This is a genomic window from Streptomyces sp. NPDC050448, from assembly GCF_040655295.1.
GTDB lineage: Bacteria > Actinomycetota > Actinomycetes > Streptomycetales > Streptomycetaceae > Streptomyces.
On the sequence record NZ_JBFAJR010000005.1, the window covers coordinates 84,955 to 102,052 of the forward strand.

The following is a 17,098-nucleotide window of genomic DNA, read 5'->3' on the forward strand; positions in this document are numbered from 1 at the left end:
CTCATTGACCTGAGCATGCAGATCGGGCTCGATGTGCGCATGAACGAGATCACTCAGCAGCCCGTACCGGCCCCGGCACCCGCCGCCCCGTCGAAGAACAGGCGCGCACTCAAGACGGCCGGGACGGTGCTCGCTCTGGCGGCGGGGCTGGTGCTCGGGCGCATGGGCATGAACGCGGTGCTCGGTGACAACGCCCCGGACGACGCGGGCCGCTACCGGCTGGCCCCTCCGGCCTCCTTCCAGGGCCTGGCCCTCCAGGATTCCGGTCCCCGGGTCGAGGCCATCAAGCAGGGCCAGGGGCCGGCGAAGGCGGGCGCGACGAACGTCGCCGTCGTGTACGCGGACCAGTCGGGCACCGCGCAGCTGGTGGTCAGCGGCGCCTTCGGCCGGTTCGGCGACCAGGACCCGGGCGCGGTGCTGACCCGGAGCCTCCAGGGCGCGGGGGCGGCCTCGGAGATCACGACGCACGAGGCCGGGACGCCGGCGGGCGGCGCCATGCGCTGCGGCACGATCCAGGCCGGTGGCGGGACGCTCCCGCTCTGCATGTGGGCCGACCACAGCACGCTGGTGACGGTCACCGTCCCGGTCGAGAACAAGCCCGTGGCGATCGACGCGCTCGCGTCGCAGGCCCGGGCGCTGCGCGAGGCCATGGAAGTCCCGGCGGCGTCCTAGTTCGGTAACGCCTGGGCCCCCGGCGGCCGGACCTGCGCGGACCTCCGCCAAGATATGAGGAACATAAGAAAGTCCTAAAGGGGGACACGGGTATGAGTTACAACCAGCCGGGACCGTACGGACAGCAGCCGGGACCGTACGGCGGGCCGCCGCCGCAGCAGCCGGGACCGTACGGGCAGCCCGCTCAGCAGCCCGGCTACGGCTACCCGCAGCAGCCGCCCCCGCAGGGCTACCCCCAGCAGCCCCCGGCCTACGGCTACCAGCAGCCGGGCATGCCGCCGCAGCCCGCGTACGGCACGCAGCAGCCCCCGAAGAAGTCGAAGGCCGGCGTCGTCATAGCCGTGATCGTCGCGGTGGCGGCGATCGCAGGCGGCGGCTGGTACTTCACGAAGGGCGGCGGCGCCTCGGGCTCGGTGGCCGCGGACACCAAGGGCTACAAGCTGACTTTCCCGGCCTCGGTCGACAGCTACGCGAAGAACGAACAGGGGGCCGCGAACGGCGACACCCCCCTGACGAGCGAGCAGAAGACCAAGGCCGAGGCCATCGGCGTCAAGGACCCGCACCAGGCAACCCAGCAGTACCTGAACGGCACCAGTGGCAAGGCCAAGCAGATGACCGCGAGCGGCTTCTGGGGCCAGATCGACGACCCGGAGAAGGCGCTCGACGCCTACTTCGGCACGATCGGCGCACCCAATCCGGAGACCGACAAGTTCGGTCTGAAGTACGAAAAGGTCGGCAGCCCGAAGGCGTTCACGCCGGACGGGTTCAAGGGCGCCGTCATGAAGTGCGTCGAGCTCAAGATGACCACGACGAAGACCACCAAGCCCGGAGAGCCGAGCTCGATCGTGATACCCACCTGCGCCTGGAGCGACCACTCGACCCTGGCCGCGGTCAACCACCTGGACCAAACCGCACTCCTGACCGGCGGCAGCCACGGCACGCTCGAAGACGTCTCCAAGCTGGCGGCGAAGCTCTACAACACCTCACGGACCAAGGTCTGATCGCACCGGTGTCCGGCGCGGTCGCTGGTCCCGCGCCGGACTCATCTCCATCACCCCGCCCGGCCACACGCCAGCTGCGCGTGGTCGGCCCGCACCCCGATGTCGAGCAGGCCCATCAAACAGGTGCCGTAGGCGGTAGGCGAAAACCTGGCCCCCGCTTGGCAGGCAGCCTCCACCTTCGGGCCGACCTTGTAGCCCGCGTCTATCAGGGAAAGCTGGCAGTCACCCTGATCTGCCGACGCCGGCGAAGCCGCCATGATCGGGAGGGCCGCTGCGGCGAACGTCGCGGCCAGGATGCCGACTGCGCGCTTCTTCATGGTCATGTCTCGTTCCCCTTGAGTAAGACTGCTCGAGACAAAGTTGATCAAGAAATCGCCCGCCACGCCAGGCAGCACGGACCGCTTGTCCGATAATCGGTCAACGTAGCCTTGAAAACGAGGAGGGGCGCCCCGGGTGACCGGGGCGCCCCTCCTCGTTGTGTTCTCGTCAGGTGACGGCTACGCCGACTTCTCCTGCGGGCCCTGGTCCTTCGGGACGATGCGGGGGACCAGCGTCGGGTTGACGTTCGAGCGGACGACGTCCGAGGTGATGACCACGCGCGCCACGTCCTTGCGGGACGGGACCTCGTACATCACCGACATCAGGACCTCCTCCATGATGGCGCGCAGGCCGCGCGCGCCCGTCTGGCGGAGGATCGCCTGGTCCGCGATGGCCTCCAGCGCCTCGCGCTCGAAGTCCAGCTCGACGCCGTCGAGTTCGAACAGCCGCTGGTACTGCTTCACCAGCGCGTTGCGCGGCTCCACCAGGATCTGCAGCAGCGCCTCGCGGTCCAGGTTGTGGACCGAGGTGATCACGGGCAGACGGCCGATGAACTCGGGGATCATCCCGAACTTCACCAGGTCCTCCGGCATGACCTCCTGGAACTGGTCGCTCGCCTCGATCTCGCGCTTCGAGCGGATCGTCGCCCCGAAGCCGATTCCCTTGGCGCCCGCACGCGACTCAATGATCTTCTCGAGGCCGGCGAAGGCGCCGCCCACGATGAAGAGCACGTTCGTGGTGTCGATCTGGATGAACTCCTGGTGCGGGTGCTTGCGTCCGCCCTGCGGCGGGACCGAGGCCGTCGTCCCCTCGAGGATCTTCAGCAGGGCCTGCTGCACGCCCTCGCCGCTCACATCGCGCGTGATCGACGGGTTCTCGCTCTTGCGGGCGACCTTGTCGATCTCGTCGATGTAGATGATCCCGGTTTCGGCCTTCTTGACGTCGTAGTCGGCCGCCTGGATCAGCTTGAGCAGGATGTTCTCGACGTCCTCGCCGACATACCCGGCCTCCGTCAGCGCCGTCGCGTCGGCGATGGCGAACGGGACGTTGAGCATGCGCGCGAGCGTCTGGGCGAGGAGCGTCTTGCCGGAGCCCGTGGGGCCCAGCAGCAGGATGTTGGACTTCGCGAGCTCGATCGCGTCGTCCCGGCCCTGCGCACCGCCGTTCTCGCCGGCCTGGACGCGCTTGTAGTGGTTGTACACCGCCACGGAGAGGGCCTTCTTCGCCGGCTCCTGGCCGACGACGTAGCTCTCCAGGAACTCGTAGATCTCACGAGGCTTGGGGAGTTCCTCCCACCGGACCTCGGAGGTCTCCGCGAGTTCCTCCTCGATGATCTCGTTGCAGAGGTCGATGCACTCGTCGCAGATGTACACACCGGGTCCTGCGATGAGCTTCTTCACCTGCTTCTGGCTCTTTCCGCAGAACGAGCACTTGAGCAGGTCGCCGCCGTCACCGATGCGTGCCACGAGGTGCTTCCCCTTCGCCTGGGAGACGCTTGGTTCAGCGCTCCTGGTGCCTCATATCCGACGGTACCTTGCCGGGGGCCCCGTACGGGGCCCCCTTGACGTGGTTCACATCGCCGAATGTGACGACGTGCCCACGCCAACTGGCGGCAAGGATCAGTGGGAGTTCTTGCGGGTCGAGACGATCTGGTCGATCAGGCCGTACGCGAGCGCGTCCTCGGCCGTCAGGATCTTGTCGCGCTCGATGTCCTCGCGGATCTTCTCGATCGGCGTGGTCGAGTGCTTGGCCAGCATGGTCTCCAGCTGGTCACGCATGCGCAGGATCTCGTTGGCCGCGATCTCCAGGTCGGAGAGCTGCTCGCGGCCGGTGCCGCCGGACGGCTGGTGGATCAGCACGCGGGCGTTCGGCAGCGCCATGCGCTTGCCGGGGGTGCCGGCGGCGAGCAGGACCGCGGCGGCGGACGCCGCCTGGCCCATGCAGACCGTCTGGATGTCCGGCTTCACGAACTGCATCGTGTCGTAGATGGCCGTCAGCGCGGTGAAGGAGCCGCCGGGGCTGTTGATGTAGATCGAGATGTCGCGGTCCGGGTCCATCGACTCCAGGCACAGCAGCTGCGCCATGACGTCGTTGGCGGAGGCGTCGTCGATCTGCACGCCGAGGAAGATCACGCGCTCCTCGAAGAGCTTCGCGTACGGGTCGTACTCGCGCACGCCCTGCGAGGTGCGCTCGACGAAGCGCGGGACGACGTAGCGGTTGTCCACCTGCGCGCCGGTGTAGAGGCCGCTCGCGGGAGAGAGGTTGTTCATGTACATCTGGGTGTTCACCATCCTGGTGGCGTTCTGCGGGCTGAGGCTTGCCGGGTACGGGCGGGCGTGCGGGTCCTCGTACGAGGTCCCGCACGCCGGGGCCGGGATCAGGCCCCGGTGCCGCCGCCGCCCGGGACCAGCGACGCGGCGGAGATGATCTCGTCGATGAGGCCGTAGTCCTTGGCCTCCTCCGCCGTGAACCAGCGGTCGCGGTCGCCGTCGCGGATGATCGCCTCCACGGTCTGGCCGGAGTGGTGGGCGGTGATCTCAGCCATGCGCTGCTTCGTGCGCAGCAGGTACTGGGCCTGGATCTTGATGTCCGAGGCGGTGCCACCGATGCCGGCGGAACCCTGGTGCATCAGGATGTCGGTGTTCGGGAGCGCGAAGCGCTTGCCCGGGGCGCCGCCGGTGAGCAGGAACTGGCCCATGGAGGCCGCCATGCCCATGCCGATGGTGACGACGTCGTTCGGGATGTACTGCATGGTGTCGTAGACCGCCATGCCCGCCGTCACCGAGCCGCCCGGGCTGTTGATGTACAGGTAGATGTCCTTCTCCGGCTCCGCGGCCAGGAGGAGGAGCTGCGCCGTGATCTTGTTGGCGATGTCGTCGTCGACCTGCTGGCCGAGGAAGATGATGCGCTCGCCGAGCAGCCGGTTGTAGACATGGTCGCCGAGGCCGCCACCGATGGACGGCTCACCCGCGGCGTAAGGCTTCAGATTCGTCACGTATCCACCTGCTCGTCTCCGACGGCCACATGCCGTCTCAGCGTCTCGTTCTGGGGCGCGGTCCGATCGGGGCGGCGGTGGCCGCCGGCGTCCGGGTACTCCCGTGCCCTCGTATTCATGGACCCTAACGCGCAGGTCGGACAACGCCATCCCGCTTCCCGAACTGTTCGCTCGGAGCGCAAGGTCCGTGGGCCCTTCGGGGGCCGGGCCGAGGCCCTGCGGGAGGCGCCGGACGGCGGCGGGGCGGAGGGTGCGCCGAAGGGCCCGTACACGGCTGTGTACGGGCCCTCCGGAGTGCTGCTCAGCGGGTGCCGCGCGGGGCGGCACCCAGGGTGTTACTTGGCCTCGTCGGCCTGCGCCTCGTCGGTGTCGGCGTCACCGGCGACAGCGGCCTCGACGGTCTCGGCGGCCGTCTCGACCTCGTCGTCCTCGTCGGAGAGGTCGACGACCTCACCGTTGGTGTCGACGACCTTGGAAGCCTCGACGACGACCGCGAGGGCCTTGCCGCGGGCGACCTCGCCGACGAGCATCGGCACCTGGCCACCCTCGACGACGGCCTGGGCGAACTGGTCGGGGGACATGCCGGAGGAGGCGGCACGGCGCATGAGGTGCTCGGTGAGCTCCTCCTGGTCGACGCCCAGCTTCTCCTTGTTGACCAGCGCGTCCAGGACGAACTGGGTCTTGATGCCCTTGATCGCCTGGTCCTTGGTCTCGGCGTCGAACTCCTCGACCGTCTTGCCCTGGAACTCCAGGTACTTCTCGATGGTCAGGCCCATCTGGCCGAGCTGGTGGTGCTCCAGGTTGTGCTTGCGGGTGTTGACCTCGTCCTCGAGCAGCTTCTCGGGGATCGGCACCTCGACGAGCTCCAGCAGCTTCTCCAGGACGCGCTCCTGGGCCTGCGTGGCCTGGTCGTACTGCTTCATGTTCTCGAGGCGCTTGCGACTGTCCGCCTTGAGGTCCTCGAGGGTGTCGAACTCGCTCGCCATCTGCGCGAACTCGTCGTCCAGCTCCGGCAGCTCACGGGCGGAGACCTTGGTGACCTTGACGGTGACCTCGGCGTCCTTGCCCTCGGCGGAGCCGCCCTTCAGCTGGGAGGTGAAGGTGGCCTCGCCACCGGCCTCCAGGCCCTTGACGGCCTCGTCGATGCCCTCGAGGAGCTCGCCCGAGCCGATGGTGTAGGAGACGTCGGAGGCGACGCCGTCCGGCAGCACCTCGCCGTCGACCTTGGCCTCGAGGTCGAGGGTGACGACATCGCCGTCCTCGGCCGCGCGCTCGACGTCCTTGGTGGACGCGAAGCGGCCGCGCAGCTGCTCGACCGACTTCTCGATGTCCTCGTCGGAGACCTCGACCGCGTCGACCTCGACCTCGATGCCGGAGTAGTCCGGGATCTCGATCTCGGGGCGGACGTCGACCTCGGCGGTGAAGGCCAGCAGCTCGCCGTCCTTCAGCTCCGTGATGTCGACCTCAGGCTGGCCCAGCGGGTTCAGGTCGGCCTCGTTGACCGCCTCGGTGTAGAACTTCGGGAGGGCGTCGTTGACGGCCTCCTCCAGCACCGCACCGCGACCGAAGCGCTGGTCGATGACCCGGGCGGGGATCTTGCCCTTACGGAAGCCCTTCACCGTGACCTGCTGGTTGATCTTCTTGTACGCCGCGTCGAGGCTGTCCTTGAGCTCCTCGAAGGGCACCTCAACAGTGAGCCGAACCCGAGTCGGGTTCAGGGTCTCCACGGCGCTCTTCACGGTTCGGTCTCCTTGTGGCTGACTGCTGGGGGTTCTGCCTCCGCGCTGCGATTCAGCGGTTCGGCGGATTCGGCCCGGTACATCAGACACACGGGCACGCAGCTTGCATAGTAACCGCAAGCGGCAATCAGCCCACAACGCGATCTTGCGATGGCGGTGCCAGTGGTCGGGGTGGCCGGATTCGAACCGACGACCTTCCGCTCCCAAAGCGGACGCGCTACCAAGCTGCGCCACACCCCGTCGGTGCGACACGTAGGGTACATGCCCGGAGACCCTCCGATGCGCGGGGTTTTGAGCGAACGTTTCAGGACGCCGCCCCGCGGGCGCGTAATGCGGTGTGCACTCCCCCGGCCCGACCCGCTAGGATGCTGTCCGTGCCGCGGTCCCCGGACCTGCGGCGCACGCGTTGCGGGCGTAGCTCAATGGTAGAGCCCTAGTCTTCCAAACTAGCTACGCGGGTTCGATTCCCGTCGCCCGCTCTGAGCACTGAAGGGCCAGGTCAGAGGACGTTTCCTCGACCTGGCCCTCAGTCGTTCCCGGACCGCCTGATCAGGTCCCCGTGCCCCCGGCGCGCCCCTTGCCCTCCGGCGTGCCCCGCGTGCCCTTCTTCACCAACTCGCTCAGCGCGTCGGCGATCAACCGGTCCCGGTCGGGCCTGTGGCCCCTCCGCGCCATCAACTCCCGCGTACCCGCGCCGGTTGACGCGGCCAGGGTGTTCCCCGTGCGCCGAAGATCATGGACCAGATCAGCCCACCCCACCGCAGCGCGCGGAAACCCAGACCTCCTGCACGTTGGAGCCGGCCTTCGGGGCTGTCGACGTGGCGGAGATTCCCGCACCCCTCGTTCGGCGCCGGCGGGACCGGGCCGGCCACCGCGGCCAAGGCATACGCCCTGCTCCGGGCCATTCTCGGTACGGCGCGGTCCGACCGGATGATCAGGCGGAACCCGTGCCAGATCAAAGGAGCCGGTACGGTCCACACGCCCGAGCGGCCGACCGCGCGCGGCGCGTGCGGCCAGCTCGATTGCGGCCGGACGGGCCGTCGCGGACCCGTTGCAGCTTCAGGCGGTGAGTTCGGGGCGCGGAGCGGATGCGGGGAGTGCAGTGCGGCGGTGGCGTCCGGACGGTCCGTCCTCGGGATGGATGTCGCCTATCGCGAAGTCCATCAACAGCTGCTCCAACGTCTGGGCGACGTGCGGTTTGCCAACGCGGTGGAGGGCGTCCTGGGTGTCGCGAACCATCCGCTGGATCTCGATCCGTGCGCGCGCCTTGAGCCGGTCGGCTTCGCGCCGCGCGTCGGCGGCCACTGCATCAGCCTCCTGCAACAGGGCGTCGACCTGCTCGCCGGCCCGCCCGTGCAGGCTGGAGGCGTAGGTCTGGGCATCGGCACTGATGCGTTCCGCCTGTGCCCGAGCCCTTTCGACAATGTGGGCGGCCGTGTTCTCGGCATTTCGGATCGTCTCGGTTGCCGCCACTTGTGCACGCTCTTCGCTGAGGGTGGCGTGTCTCATCGCGTTGCGGATCATCTCGTCGGAGTCCCGTTCAATGCCGGTGCGCAGGTCCCTCAGGTGGCGCATTTCGGTTTGCACCTGCGTGAGGAGTTCCGAGGCCTGCCGCTCCATCTCCGACGCTCTACGGGCCTGGTCGGTGGCGGCGTTCAGTCTGCGTTCCGCCCAGTATCCGGCATCGTCCGGATTGGCGATCAAGAGTTTCAAGGCGCCGATCTCCTCGCGAGCATGCCGGAGTTCCTCCGCGAGTCCGGAGACGGACTCCTGCAGCGGCTCCTCCTCACGCTGGGCCTGATCGAGCAGCCCCAGCCACTCACGGGGGTTTCCCCCAAGCCATTGCACGACGTCCTGAAGGAGCTCACGGCTGGGTACCTGACCGTTGAACAGTCCGGACAAGGCAGTACGTGAATAGCCGGTGCGCTTGCTGATCTCGACATAGGTGGGATCCCCGGCCTGTTCCTTCAGCACGCGCATGCGCTGCGCAAGCTGGGTGCGGGCCGATCCGTCGTCCGGTAAGTCCTTGAGTCTGCGGCCTGCCACGAATGCGCCCCCCATTGTTCGTGCGCCGCTCATTGTTCCGGAACTACTGCCGCAACGCGGCCCGTTCTGTGAAGTTGATGTTGCGGGTGCAGGTCAGAGCCTTGTTCGGCATTCTTCCCGCAGTCTGTTCAGGCGTTGGAGGGATCAATGCGCAGCCCGTGTACTGGCTTCCTCACCCGAGCCTGAAGTCCGATGCCCCCTTGCAGATGCGCTTCGGGACAGCGCGGCTTCAGGCCGATGTCCACTCTGGAGGAAGGAGAACCGTGCACGACGCGCACGACCCACGCGAGGAGGACCCTGGGCAGCCCCGCTTGCGGCGGCGCCTGGCCGACGCTCTTAAGGCCGCCGGCCGCATCGAGCCTCTGGTCGCCCTTGCGGTGCAGATCGGCTCACTCATCGTCACCGTGACCAGCAACTGGCCCGGCCACCCTCGCGGATGACCGGGCCGGGCAGAAGGAGCTGATGACAGGCCGCCCCGGGGTGGAGCGGGCAGCAAACACCCCCGGGGTCGGCCGCACGCCTTCGTGACGCCACTGTGCCACGCCTTCGCGATCCGTGGTCTCAGATGGCCGCGATCGGGGTCACCGACAGCCACGCCGTGGAGCAGCCGGAGCCGCGGCACGCGAACGCCGAGGAAGCATCGCTCCCCGGGATCCAGAAGGCCGTTCCTGTGGGGAGCCGCGGGGGAATGCCGGGGAGGCGGGCGGGGAGGTGCAGGTCAGGGGCATGGCCGGTCGGGCGGCGGGTGCGTACGCGATCTTCCGGACCAGCTAGGCGGTTCGATTCCCGTCGCCCGCTCTGAGCACTGGAGGGCCAGGTCGGAGGATGTTTCCTCGACCTGGCCCTCGGTCGTTCCCGGGTCTGCGATCGGCGCGCAGACGGCATGGCCTCAGTAGTGGACCACGGTGCAGTTGACCGTGGTCCCATCGGCCGTCTTGACGGAGTACTTGCTCCCGCTGAGACCGCCGATGTCGAACCTTCCCGACGTGCCCGTGGGGACGGTGCCCGAGGTGGACCCGGAGTAGGTCACCTTCGTGCCACTGGGGAATCCCACACCCCACAGGTGGTACTTGCCGTTCGAATCTGCTTCGACTTTGCACGAGGCGCTGGACGCGGCGCCGGGGGCCGCGGTGATCGAGGCGTGTGCGGCGACCGTGGGGCCCACCGCGAGAGCGGGGGCCGCGAGGAGCGTGAGTGCTGCAAGACGACGTGTCCGGTTCATCATTCAACCTGCCTTGGACGCTGACGGTGCGGCCGGTGAGGCGCGACGGCTCCGATGCCCGCGGCAGCGGTCGCACGGGACGCCGAGGGGGAAGTCTCGCTCCGTTACGCCGTGCGCATATCGCCCCACTTCGACCACGCATCCCGGCCATTTTCCGGAGCATTTCATGGGGCATGATGCCGATTTCATCCTATCGTCCGGTCTGTCGCGCGGCATCTCGCGGATCGGGAGCGGGTGGGGCGCGATGTTCCGGGCCGGATCCGCGGGGTTGACGGGGGTGGTGGGAAGTTGTGTACTCCCCGCATGCCAGGGGTGGGGGCGGCGCGGGAGTACGTCGAGACACGGCTGCGTCAGTACCAGGAGTGGTACGACCGCAAGGCCGTTCGGAGCAAGACCGCGTATTTACGGATGCGGACCCTGTCCGTCGTCGGCGGGGCGCTCGTGCCGGTGCTGGTCAATCTCGACGTGCCGTTCTCCCGGATCGTCGCCACCGCGCTCAGCCTGCTCGTGGTCGTGTCCGTGTCCCTCGAGAGCGTGTACCGGTACCGGGAGCAGTGGAAGAACTACCGGTCGACCGAGCAGTTGCTGGGGCATGAGCGGATCTACTTCGAGACCGGGGTCGGCCCGTACAGCGGACTGTCCGAGGCCGATGCGTTCACGTTGCTCGTGTCCCGGGTGGAGAGGGCGATCGCCAACGAGAATTCGGCCACCCTCAACGTCATGACGCTGGGCGGTCAGGTCAACGCGGACCTGGAGTGTCGGCGGGCGGCGGATTAGGCCGGTCCCCTTGCGGGTGGGGCCGGCTCCCGGTGCCGGTCTAGAGCTTGATCCCCGCGATGGTGTCGGCGAGGGAGTTGAGGAAGCGGTTGACGTCCGGCGCGATGGAGCTGGACGCCAGGAAGAAGCCGAAGAGGACCGCGACGATCGCGGGGCCGGTCTTGATGTGGTTGCCGCGGACGAGCACCACCAGGATGACCGCCAACAGAACCACCACTGACAGCGAAATGGCCACTACTGATCACACCTTCGGTCGTCCCCTGGTCGGCCTGGGACGCACGGCCACGTGCGCCCCCACATGGACCATCCTCCCACCAACAGGCCCCGGCTATCCGTCACGTGGCGAATCGCCGTCGGCGCTTTCCCGCCAACCGCCCGTGCGCCGGGCATATTTCGGGCGTGGGGCCGGGGTCATGGCGCGGTGAGGCCGAGGAGGGAGCGGACATACGCATACTTCGCGGACAGCCGTTCCCGGGTGGGGCCGTCCAGTACGGAGAGCCGTACGGGATCCGCGTTGTGCGCCAGGTCGGCCTCCTTGACCAGGAGGGCGCCCGGGGTGGCGAGGATCCGGGCCGCATACTCCTCCACCGGTTCGCCGCGGCGCTTGGTGACCGCCAGGACCATGTCCTTCACCGGCTGGGGCAGAGCCGCGGAATCCAGCCACTCCCGGCTGAGTGCGTCGTCCTCGACGGCGTCGTGCAGCCAGGCCGCCGCCTGCTGCTCGGGGCTGCCGCCGCGGACACGGACTCCCTCCGCGACGGCCGCGAGGTGCTCGGCGTACGGCCGGCCGGCCTTGTCGGTCTGGCCCTCGTGCGCGGAGCGCGCCAAGGCCTCGACCTCGAGCAGGGTCAGCGGTTGCTGCGTCATGCGGTCCCCTTCGCTGCCGTGTCTGCCGCTGTACGGAGAGCCTGCGCGGCCCGGCGCACATCGGCCTGCGTGGTGCGCCAGTTGGAGAACGCCGCGCGCAGGGCGGGGGTTCCCGCGTAGACGGTGGGGGTGACGAACACCTCCTCCTGCGCCGCCTCCCGGAGGGCCCTCAGACGGGCCGGGGTGGGTTCCTCGGCGAGGGTGAAGCAGACGACGTTCAGGCGGACGGGGGCGAGGAGGCGGAAGGCCGGATCCTTGAGTTGGGCGGCGGGGCTGGGCTTGGGCGGTGTGGGGGGTCGTAGGGTCGGGGGATGGTCGTGACTCGGTGGGTGGCGGGGGTTGTCGGGGGTGCCCTGGTGGCGGGGGTGGTCGTGGGGTGCGATACGCCACCGGCGCCCGAGCCCGCGCCGGGGCCGACCCGGGTGGGTGCGGCGCCGAGGGCCGTTTCCCCGCCGGCGGCAACCGCGCCGGCCCAGGAGGCCTGTCCCGAGGGCGGTGTGCACCTGCGCGAGGGGGCCGGGGATGCCGCGATGGGGCTCCGGGTGGCCGACATCCAGCTGGTCAACTGCGGTACGCAGCCGTACGTACTCGAGGGTTATCCGGAGATCCGGCTGCTGGACAAGAAGCGGACCCCGGTGGAAGTGACCGTCGTGCACGGAGCGGACGCGATCACCAGTGGGCCGACCGGCGCGGACGGTGCCCCGCAGAGGGTGGAGCTCCAGCCTGGCCAGGCGGCCACCGTCGCGCTGGTGTGGCGGAACCTGGTGACCGATGCGACGGTGCCCGCCGCCGAGGGGTGGGTGGTGGACGTGACCCCGCGGGCCGGTGCGCCCCGGGTGATGCTGGAGCTCGGCCATTCCGTCGACCTCGGGAACACCGGGAAGCTCGGCATCGGCCCCTGGAAGGCGGTGACCCGGTGATCATCTGGCTCAACGGGCCCTTCGGGGGCGGGAAGACGCAGACCGCGTACGAGCTGCACCGGCGACTGCCCGGCAGTGTCGTGTGCGATCCGGAGCACGTCGGGTTCGGGCTGCACCGGATGATGCCGCCGGCGCTGCGCGGGGACTTCCAGGACCTGCCGGCGTGGCGGCAAGGGGTGTTCGAAGTGCTGGACCTGGCCGCGCAGCGGCATCCGGGACAGGGGCAGGGACAGGGGCCCGTGCTCGTGCCGATGACCGTGACGGAGCCGCGGTACTTCGCCGAGACGGTGGGGCGGCTGCGCGCAGCGGGGCACGACGTACGGCACTTCGCGCTGCTGGCCGAGCGGGAGACCGTACTGCGCCGGCTCGGTGAGCGCGGGCTCGGGCGCGGGCTGAAGAGGGAGAGCTTCGCGGTCGCCCGGCTCGACGGATGTCTGGAGGCGCTGCGCGGACCGGAGTTCGCCGACCACCTGGTCACCGACCAACTGACGGTGTCCCAGGCGGCGGGCCGGATCGCGGCCACGGCGGGGCTGCGGGCGGCCCCGGACACCGACGGCGCGCTCCGCGGAAGGCTGCGGCGCGCGCTGGTCGGTGTCCGGCACATCCGGTTCGACTAGCGCGTTGCTTCCGGATCCCGAAGTGACGGCCTGGGGCCTGGCGTTCGGATCAGGGCGGTTCAGCCCGCGGCATCTGCCGCCGTCCGGAGGACGGGCCCGGAGCGTGTCCGCCGGGTAGCGCCGGCGCCTGAAGGGCGCGGCCCCGCGGCCAGGCCTCGTGGGCCCGGCGTGGTCCCGGGGCGACGGCCTGCGTGCCCGGGCGCAGGGCCCGGCGGGCCGGGAGGGTGGTGGCGGCCGCGCCCAGGGCCGGTACGGCCGCCGCGAAGGAGGCGTGGAGCACCGGCGGGACGCCCGCCCGGGCTCCGCCCTCCAGCAGGATGCCGCAGGCGGAGACGATGGCGACGGTCACGAGCAGGGTGATGAAGGTTCCGGCGAAGGTGGCGGGGCGCAGCCGCACCGCCGCCCGGACCAGGCCGTGGGGCGGAGCGGCATCAGGCGGCCGCTCCCGCGCACGCCGGGGCGGTGAGAGCGGTCATCCGGGCGGCGATGGTCGAGGCGGAGCTGCGCGGCAGCCGGTCCGCGATCAGCCCGTCGGCGAGGAAGAGCACCTGGTCGGCGTGGGCGGCGGCCGCCGGGTCATGGGTGACCATGACGATCGTGGCGCCGAGGGAGTCCACGGCCGCCCGGAGCAGCCCGAGGACCTCGGCGGCGGTGGTGGTGTCGAGGGCGCCCGTGGGTTCGTCGGCGAAGACGACGTCGGGCCGGGTGACCAGGGCCCGTGCGATGGCGACGCGCTGCTGCTGGCCGCCGGAGAGCTCGGCGGGGCGGCGCCGGCCCTTGCTCTCGAGACCGACGCGGGCGAGCAGGTCGGCGGCCCGGGCCCGGTCCTGGCGGCCGCCGGCGAGCCGCATCGGGAGCAGGACGTTCTGCTCCACGGTGAGGGAGGGCAGCAGGTTGAAGGCCTGGAAGACGAAGCCGAGGCGGCTGCGGCGCAGCTCGGTGAGCTCGTTCTCGTTCATTCCGGTGATCTCGGTGCCGCCGAGGCGGACGGAGCCCGCGGTGGGCAGGTCGAGCCCGGCCGCGCACTGCAGGAAGGTGGACTTGCCGGAGCCGGAGGGCCCCATGACGGCGGTGAAGCTGCCGCGGGGCAGGCTGAGGTCGATCCCGCGCAGCGCGTGCGCGGCAGCGGCTCCCCGCCCGTACGCGCGCCGTACGCCGCGCAGCTCGACGGCGGCCGTGGTGTCGTACGCCGCCTGCTCGGTCTCGTGCTGCCGCCTGCTCCGCCGGAGCCCCATGGTGTGCCGCCTTCCGTGTTCACCGCCCCGACCGGACCGGTGCGTCGATCGTCGTCTCGACGCTACGGACGGGCGTACGGGGGCGGCCATGGCGGAGCCCGGCGGACGGAGGGTGGGGAAAGCCCCACCACGGGAGTCAGGGCGAGCGGCGGATCAGGAGCAGCGCGCGGTCGTCGTTGACGTCCTTGGCGACCTTTTCGATCAGGTGCCAGGCCGCACCCTCCCAGCCGGCGGCGACGTAGCGGTCGGCTTCGCCGGTGAGGCGGTCGATGCCCTCGCTGATGTCGCGGTCGGCGGTCTCGACCAGGCCGTCCGTGAAGAGCATCAGGACGTCGCCGCGCCGCAGGTTGCCGCGGGCGGGTTCGAACTCGGCGCCGTCGTAGACGCCGAGCAGCAGGCCCTCGCCGGACTTCTCCTGCCAGCGGCCGGTTCCCGCCGAGAGCTGGAGGGCGGGCAGGTGGCCGGCGGAGAGGAGTTCGTAATCGCCGGTCTCCAGGTCCAGCACGAGGTGGATGGAGGTGGCGAAGCCCTCGTCCCAGTCCTGGCGGAGCAGGTAGCCGTTGGCCGCGGGCAGGAAGCCGTGCGGGGGCAGGGCGCCGAGCAGGCCGCCGAACGCGCCGGACAGGAGCAGGGCGCGGGAGCCGGCCTCCATGCCCTTGCCGGAGACGTCGGTCAGGACGACCTCCAGGGTCCGGCCGCCGTTCGTGCGGGCGGCTACGACGAAGTCGCCGGAGAAGGACTGGCCGCCGGCCGGGCGCAGGGCCATCTCGCGGTGCCAGCCGCGCGGCAGGGCGGGCAGCTTGCTCTGGACCCGGATGCGTTCGCGCAGGTCGAAGAGCATGGTGCCGCCGCGCCGCCAGGGCACGCCGACGCGGCTGCGGAACTGTGCGATGACCAGTCCGAAGAATCCGCAGGCGGCCACGACCAGGACCGTGCCCGGGGTGACCCGGGCGGGGCCCAGCGTGTACGGACCGAGGACCAGCGCCTCGACGATGAGGGCCGCCGCGGAGGCCGCGTACAGCGCGAGCAGGCTCGCGGGCCGCAGCAGCAGGCCGCCCGCGACGATCGGCAGGACGAGGGCGGAGGGCGAGAACCAGACCGGCAGCATGAGCGTGCCGCAGGCGATGGCGGGGATGGTCAGGAGCAGCCCGGCGAAGGCGAGCCAGTCGGAGGCGTCGCCGCGGAAGTAGTCGACGGCGGATTTGCGCAGGGCGGTGCGAGCCCGGTGCGACAGCATGCGCATCCGGGCCATGAGCGTCTCCATGCGTGCTCCGGCCATTGCTTCGGGACCCTATCCATCCTGGCTGCGCATGCGCAGGGGGACCCCCGGACCGGGGGGATCCAGCTGGTCGAAAACGCTTCGACTGTGACGGAATGCCCTGGTAAGGATGGCCGTATGGCTCTTGAGATGCGCGTATTGCAGGCTGATGAGTGGGATGTCTGGTACGACCACCTGTCGGCGGGGTGCCGGAGTCTCCCCAGGAGCGGGAACTCTACAAGTCTCTGACGGAGCTCGGGCGCTCACTGGGCGTCTGGGACGGCGGCACCTGCGTGGGGTCGGCCGGAGCCTTCTCCTTCCGCCTGTCGGTGCCGGGCGGCGCGCTGGTGCCGGCGGCCGGGGTCACGATGGTGGGGGTCGCGCCGACGCACCGCCGCCGGGGCGTGCTGACGTCGATGATGCGTCGCCAATTGGACGACATCCGGGCGGGTGGCGAGCCGCTCGCGGTGCTGACGGCCTCGGAGGCGGCGATCTACGGGCGTTTCGGCTACGGCACCGCGACGTACGACCTGTCTGCGGCCGGTGGACGACCCGCTGCCGGGCCCGGCCATGATCCGCCGGACCCCCCTAACGCTGTTGGCACTCCGGGCACCAGAACAGGTTGCGCGCCGCGAGGTCGGCGGTGCGGATCCCGGCCCCGCAGATGTGGCAGGGCATGTTCGCCCTGCGGTAGACGTACACCTCGCCGCCGTGATCGTCCACGCGCGGCGGGCGGCCCATGGCCTCAGGCAGGTGTTCGTCGCGGACGGTGTCGATCCGGTTGTTCCGTACGCCCTCGCGCATCAGGGCGGCCAGGTCGTCCCACATGGCGTCCCACTCGCCGCGCGCGAGGTCCTTGCCCAGCCGGTACGGGTCGATGCCGTGCCGGAAGAGGACCTCGGCGCGGTAGACGTTGCCGACGCCCGCGATCACCTTCTGGTCCATCAGCAGGGCGGCGACGGTGGTGCGGGAGCGGGAGATTCGCTTCCATGCGCGGTCCGGGTCGTCGGCCGGGCGCAGCGGGTCGGGGCCGAGCCGCTCGTGTATCGCCTTCTTCTCGCCGTCCGTGATCAGCGCGCACGTGGTCGGGCCGCGCAGATCGGAGTAGTGGTCGTCATGGGCGATGCGCAGCCGGACCGTGTCGGTGGGCGGCGCCAGCGGGGCCGTCCCGAGCGCGTACTTGCCGAACAGGCCGAGGTGGATGTGGACCCAGCCATTGCCCTGGAAGCCCAGGAAGAGGTGCTTGCCGTGCGCGTCCACGCCGTCGAGCACCCGGCCGTCGAGCAGCGCGGCGCTCTCGGCGAACCGGCCCTGCGGGCTGCTGACCCGGACCTCCCGGCCGGCGAACCGGACGAGGTGGTCCTCCGCGAGGCGGTGGATCGTATGCCCCTCAGGCACGGCACTGCTCCTTAGGCGGGAAACAGCCGCGCC

Annotated in this window: 18 protein-coding genes, 2 tRNA genes and 3 pseudogenes; 8 read left to right on the top strand and 15 right to left on the bottom strand. The window is 70.1% G+C overall.

Annotated features, from left to right (window positions below):
* Positions 1 to 39 precede the first annotated feature (39 nt).
* Positions 40 to 672, top strand: a complete 633-nt coding sequence (locus AB0I68_RS08760) for a hypothetical protein (protein WP_363176508.1) — start codon at positions 40 to 42, stop codon at positions 670 to 672.
* A gap of 92 nt (positions 673 to 764) precedes the next feature.
* The gene (locus AB0I68_RS08765) at positions 765 to 1,673 is read left to right on the top strand and encodes a hypothetical protein (RefSeq protein ID WP_363176509.1); all 909 of its coding nucleotides are present in this window, start codon (positions 765 to 767) and stop codon (positions 1,671 to 1,673) included.
* A gap of 50 nt (positions 1,674 to 1,723) precedes the next feature.
* Here the strand turns inward: AB0I68_RS08765 and AB0I68_RS08770 are convergent, their stop codons facing one another.
* The 6 genes from AB0I68_RS08770 to AB0I68_RS08795 form a co-directional block, all read right to left on the bottom strand.
* Positions 1,724 to 1,996 carry a hypothetical protein gene (locus tag AB0I68_RS08770; protein ID WP_363176510.1) on the bottom strand — a complete coding sequence of 91 codons (273 nt, stop codon included), beginning with the start codon at positions 1,994 to 1,996 and terminating at the stop codon, positions 1,724 to 1,726.
* A gap of 174 nt (positions 1,997 to 2,170) precedes the next feature.
* Positions 2,171 to 3,457, bottom strand: coding sequence for an ATP-dependent Clp protease ATP-binding subunit ClpX (gene clpX / locus AB0I68_RS08775; RefSeq protein WP_030159377.1), 1,287 nt, complete (start codon positions 3,455 to 3,457; stop codon positions 2,171 to 2,173).
* A gap of 153 nt (positions 3,458 to 3,610) precedes the next feature.
* Positions 3,611 to 4,282 (bottom strand): ATP-dependent Clp protease proteolytic subunit, encoded by a 672-nt coding sequence (locus AB0I68_RS08780; RefSeq protein WP_363176511.1) that lies wholly within the window; start codon positions 4,280 to 4,282, stop codon positions 3,611 to 3,613.
* A gap of 86 nt (positions 4,283 to 4,368) precedes the next feature.
* A complete protein-coding gene (locus AB0I68_RS08785; RefSeq protein ID WP_053786842.1) occupies positions 4,369 to 4,986 on the bottom strand; it encodes an ATP-dependent Clp protease proteolytic subunit in 618 nt (205 codons plus the stop codon).
* Between the two features lie 335 nt (positions 4,987 to 5,321).
* Entirely contained in the window at positions 5,322 to 6,725 is a 1,404-nt protein-coding gene (gene tig / locus AB0I68_RS08790; protein WP_363176512.1) for a trigger factor, read from the bottom strand.
* A 163-nt stretch (positions 6,726 to 6,888) separates the two neighbouring features.
* A tRNA-Pro gene (locus tag AB0I68_RS08795) sits at positions 6,889 to 6,965 on the bottom strand.
* Positions 6,966 to 7,133: 168 nt separating this feature from the next.
* Here AB0I68_RS08795 and AB0I68_RS08800 point away from each other — a divergent pair.
* Positions 7,134 to 7,204: transfer RNA gene (locus tag AB0I68_RS08800), tRNA-Gly, on the top strand.
* Between the two features lie 580 nt (positions 7,205 to 7,784).
* On the opposite strand, the gene AB0I68_RS08805 is transcribed toward AB0I68_RS08800, so the two are convergent.
* Entirely contained in the window at positions 7,785 to 8,771 is a 987-nt protein-coding gene (locus AB0I68_RS08805) for a hypothetical protein (protein ID WP_363176513.1), read from the bottom strand.
* A gap of 559 nt (positions 8,772 to 9,330) precedes the next feature.
* On the opposite strand from AB0I68_RS08805, the pseudogene AB0I68_RS08810 reads away from it, so the two are divergent.
* Positions 9,331 to 9,435 (top strand): annotated as a pseudogene (locus AB0I68_RS08810) (GntR family transcriptional regulator); the annotation flags it as partial.
* A 225-nt stretch (positions 9,436 to 9,660) separates the two neighbouring features.
* Here the strand turns inward: AB0I68_RS08810 and AB0I68_RS08815 are convergent.
* Positions 9,661 to 9,996: a hypothetical protein gene (locus tag AB0I68_RS08815; RefSeq protein WP_363176514.1), complete on the bottom strand. Its 336-nt coding sequence runs from the start codon at positions 9,994 to 9,996 to the stop codon at positions 9,661 to 9,663.
* Between the two features lie 300 nt (positions 9,997 to 10,296).
* Here AB0I68_RS08815 and AB0I68_RS08820 point away from each other — a divergent pair, with 300 nt between their 5' ends.
* Positions 10,297 to 10,770, top strand: a complete 474-nt coding sequence (locus AB0I68_RS08820) for a DUF4231 domain-containing protein (RefSeq protein ID WP_363176515.1) — start codon at positions 10,297 to 10,299, stop codon at positions 10,768 to 10,770.
* A 40-nt stretch (positions 10,771 to 10,810) separates the two neighbouring features.
* On the opposite strand, the gene AB0I68_RS08825 is transcribed toward AB0I68_RS08820, so the two are convergent.
* The 3 genes and pseudogenes from AB0I68_RS08825 to AB0I68_RS08835 all read right to left on the bottom strand — a co-directional run.
* A complete protein-coding gene (locus tag AB0I68_RS08825) occupies positions 10,811 to 11,005 on the bottom strand; it encodes a hypothetical protein (protein ID WP_352213190.1) in 195 nt (64 codons plus the stop codon).
* 176 nt (positions 11,006 to 11,181) lie between these two features.
* Positions 11,182 to 11,637, bottom strand: coding sequence for an HD domain-containing protein (locus AB0I68_RS08830; protein WP_363176516.1), 456 nt, complete (start codon positions 11,635 to 11,637; stop codon positions 11,182 to 11,184).
* Positions 11,634 to 11,879: pseudogene (locus AB0I68_RS08835) on the bottom strand (aspartate aminotransferase family protein); the annotation flags it as partial. The pseudogene AB0I68_RS08835 and the gene AB0I68_RS08830, both read right to left, overlap by 4 nt.
* Before the next feature lie 69 nt (positions 11,880 to 11,948).
* Here AB0I68_RS08835 and AB0I68_RS08840 point away from each other — a divergent pair.
* Positions 11,949 to 12,557: a DUF4232 domain-containing protein gene (locus AB0I68_RS08840; RefSeq protein WP_363176517.1), complete on the top strand. Its 609-nt coding sequence runs from the start codon at positions 11,949 to 11,951 to the stop codon at positions 12,555 to 12,557.
* Positions 12,554 to 13,174: an AAA family ATPase gene (locus AB0I68_RS08845; protein WP_363176518.1), complete on the top strand. Its 621-nt coding sequence runs from the start codon at positions 12,554 to 12,556 to the stop codon at positions 13,172 to 13,174. Before AB0I68_RS08840 ends, AB0I68_RS08845 begins: the two co-directional genes overlap by 4 nt.
* Before the next feature lie 49 nt (positions 13,175 to 13,223).
* Here the strand turns inward: AB0I68_RS08845 and AB0I68_RS08850 are convergent, their stop codons facing one another.
* The 3 genes from AB0I68_RS08850 to AB0I68_RS08860 all read right to left on the bottom strand — a co-directional run bounded on the left by AB0I68_RS08850 (position 13,224) and on the right by AB0I68_RS08860 (position 15,688).
* Positions 13,224 to 13,571 (bottom strand): hypothetical protein, encoded by a 348-nt coding sequence (locus AB0I68_RS08850; protein ID WP_363176519.1) that lies wholly within the window; start codon positions 13,569 to 13,571, stop codon positions 13,224 to 13,226.
* A 34-nt stretch (positions 13,572 to 13,605) separates the two neighbouring features.
* Positions 13,606 to 14,409 (bottom strand): ABC transporter ATP-binding protein, encoded by an 804-nt coding sequence (locus AB0I68_RS08855; protein ID WP_363176520.1) that lies wholly within the window; start codon positions 14,407 to 14,409, stop codon positions 13,606 to 13,608.
* 136 nt (positions 14,410 to 14,545) lie between these two features.
* A complete protein-coding gene (locus tag AB0I68_RS08860) occupies positions 14,546 to 15,688 on the bottom strand; it encodes a PP2C family protein-serine/threonine phosphatase (RefSeq protein ID WP_363176521.1) in 1,143 nt (380 codons plus the stop codon).
* Between the two features lie 117 nt (positions 15,689 to 15,805).
* On the opposite strand from AB0I68_RS08860, the pseudogene AB0I68_RS08865 reads away from it, so the two are divergent.
* Positions 15,806 to 16,203, top strand: a pseudogene (locus AB0I68_RS08865) (GNAT family N-acetyltransferase); the annotation flags it as partial.
* 52 nt (positions 16,204 to 16,255) lie between these two features.
* On the opposite strand, the gene AB0I68_RS08870 reads toward AB0I68_RS08865, so the two are convergent.
* On the bottom strand, positions 16,256 to 17,065 hold the full coding sequence (locus tag AB0I68_RS08870; protein ID WP_363176522.1) for a DNA-formamidopyrimidine glycosylase family protein: 810 nt from the start codon (positions 17,063 to 17,065) through the stop codon (positions 16,256 to 16,258).
* Positions 17,066 to 17,098: the final 33 nt, after the last annotated feature.

Bases quoted from the DNA above. Each gene is read 5' to 3' on its own strand.
- AB0I68_RS08760 (WP_363176508.1), top strand. From the start codon at position 40: ATGAACGAGATCACTCAGCAGCCCGTACCGGCCCCGGCACCCGCCGCC.
- AB0I68_RS08765 (WP_363176509.1), top strand. From the start codon at position 765: ATGAGTTACAACCAGCCGGGACCGTACGGACAGCAGCCGGGACCGTAC.
- AB0I68_RS08770 (WP_363176510.1), bottom strand. From the start codon at position 1,996: ATGACCATGAAGAAGCGCGCAGTCGGCATCCTGGCCGCGACGTTCGCC.
- AB0I68_RS08780 (WP_363176511.1), bottom strand. From the start codon at position 4,282: ATGGTGAACACCCAGATGTACATGAACAACCTCTCTCCCGCGAGCGGC.
- AB0I68_RS08815 (WP_363176514.1), bottom strand. From the start codon at position 9,996: ATGATGAACCGGACACGTCGTCTTGCAGCACTCACGCTCCTCGCGGCC.
- AB0I68_RS08820 (WP_363176515.1), top strand. From the start codon at position 10,297: ATGCCAGGGGTGGGGGCGGCGCGGGAGTACGTCGAGACACGGCTGCGT.
- AB0I68_RS08830 (WP_363176516.1), bottom strand. From the start codon at position 11,637: ATGACGCAGCAACCGCTGACCCTGCTCGAGGTCGAGGCCTTGGCGCGC.
- AB0I68_RS08840 (WP_363176517.1), top strand. From the start codon at position 11,949: ATGGTCGTGACTCGGTGGGTGGCGGGGGTTGTCGGGGGTGCCCTGGTG.
- AB0I68_RS08855 (WP_363176520.1), bottom strand. From the start codon at position 14,409: ATGGGGCTCCGGCGGAGCAGGCGGCAGCACGAGACCGAGCAGGCGGCG.
- AB0I68_RS08860 (WP_363176521.1), bottom strand. From the start codon at position 15,688: ATGGCCGGAGCACGCATGGAGACGCTCATGGCCCGGATGCGCATGCTG.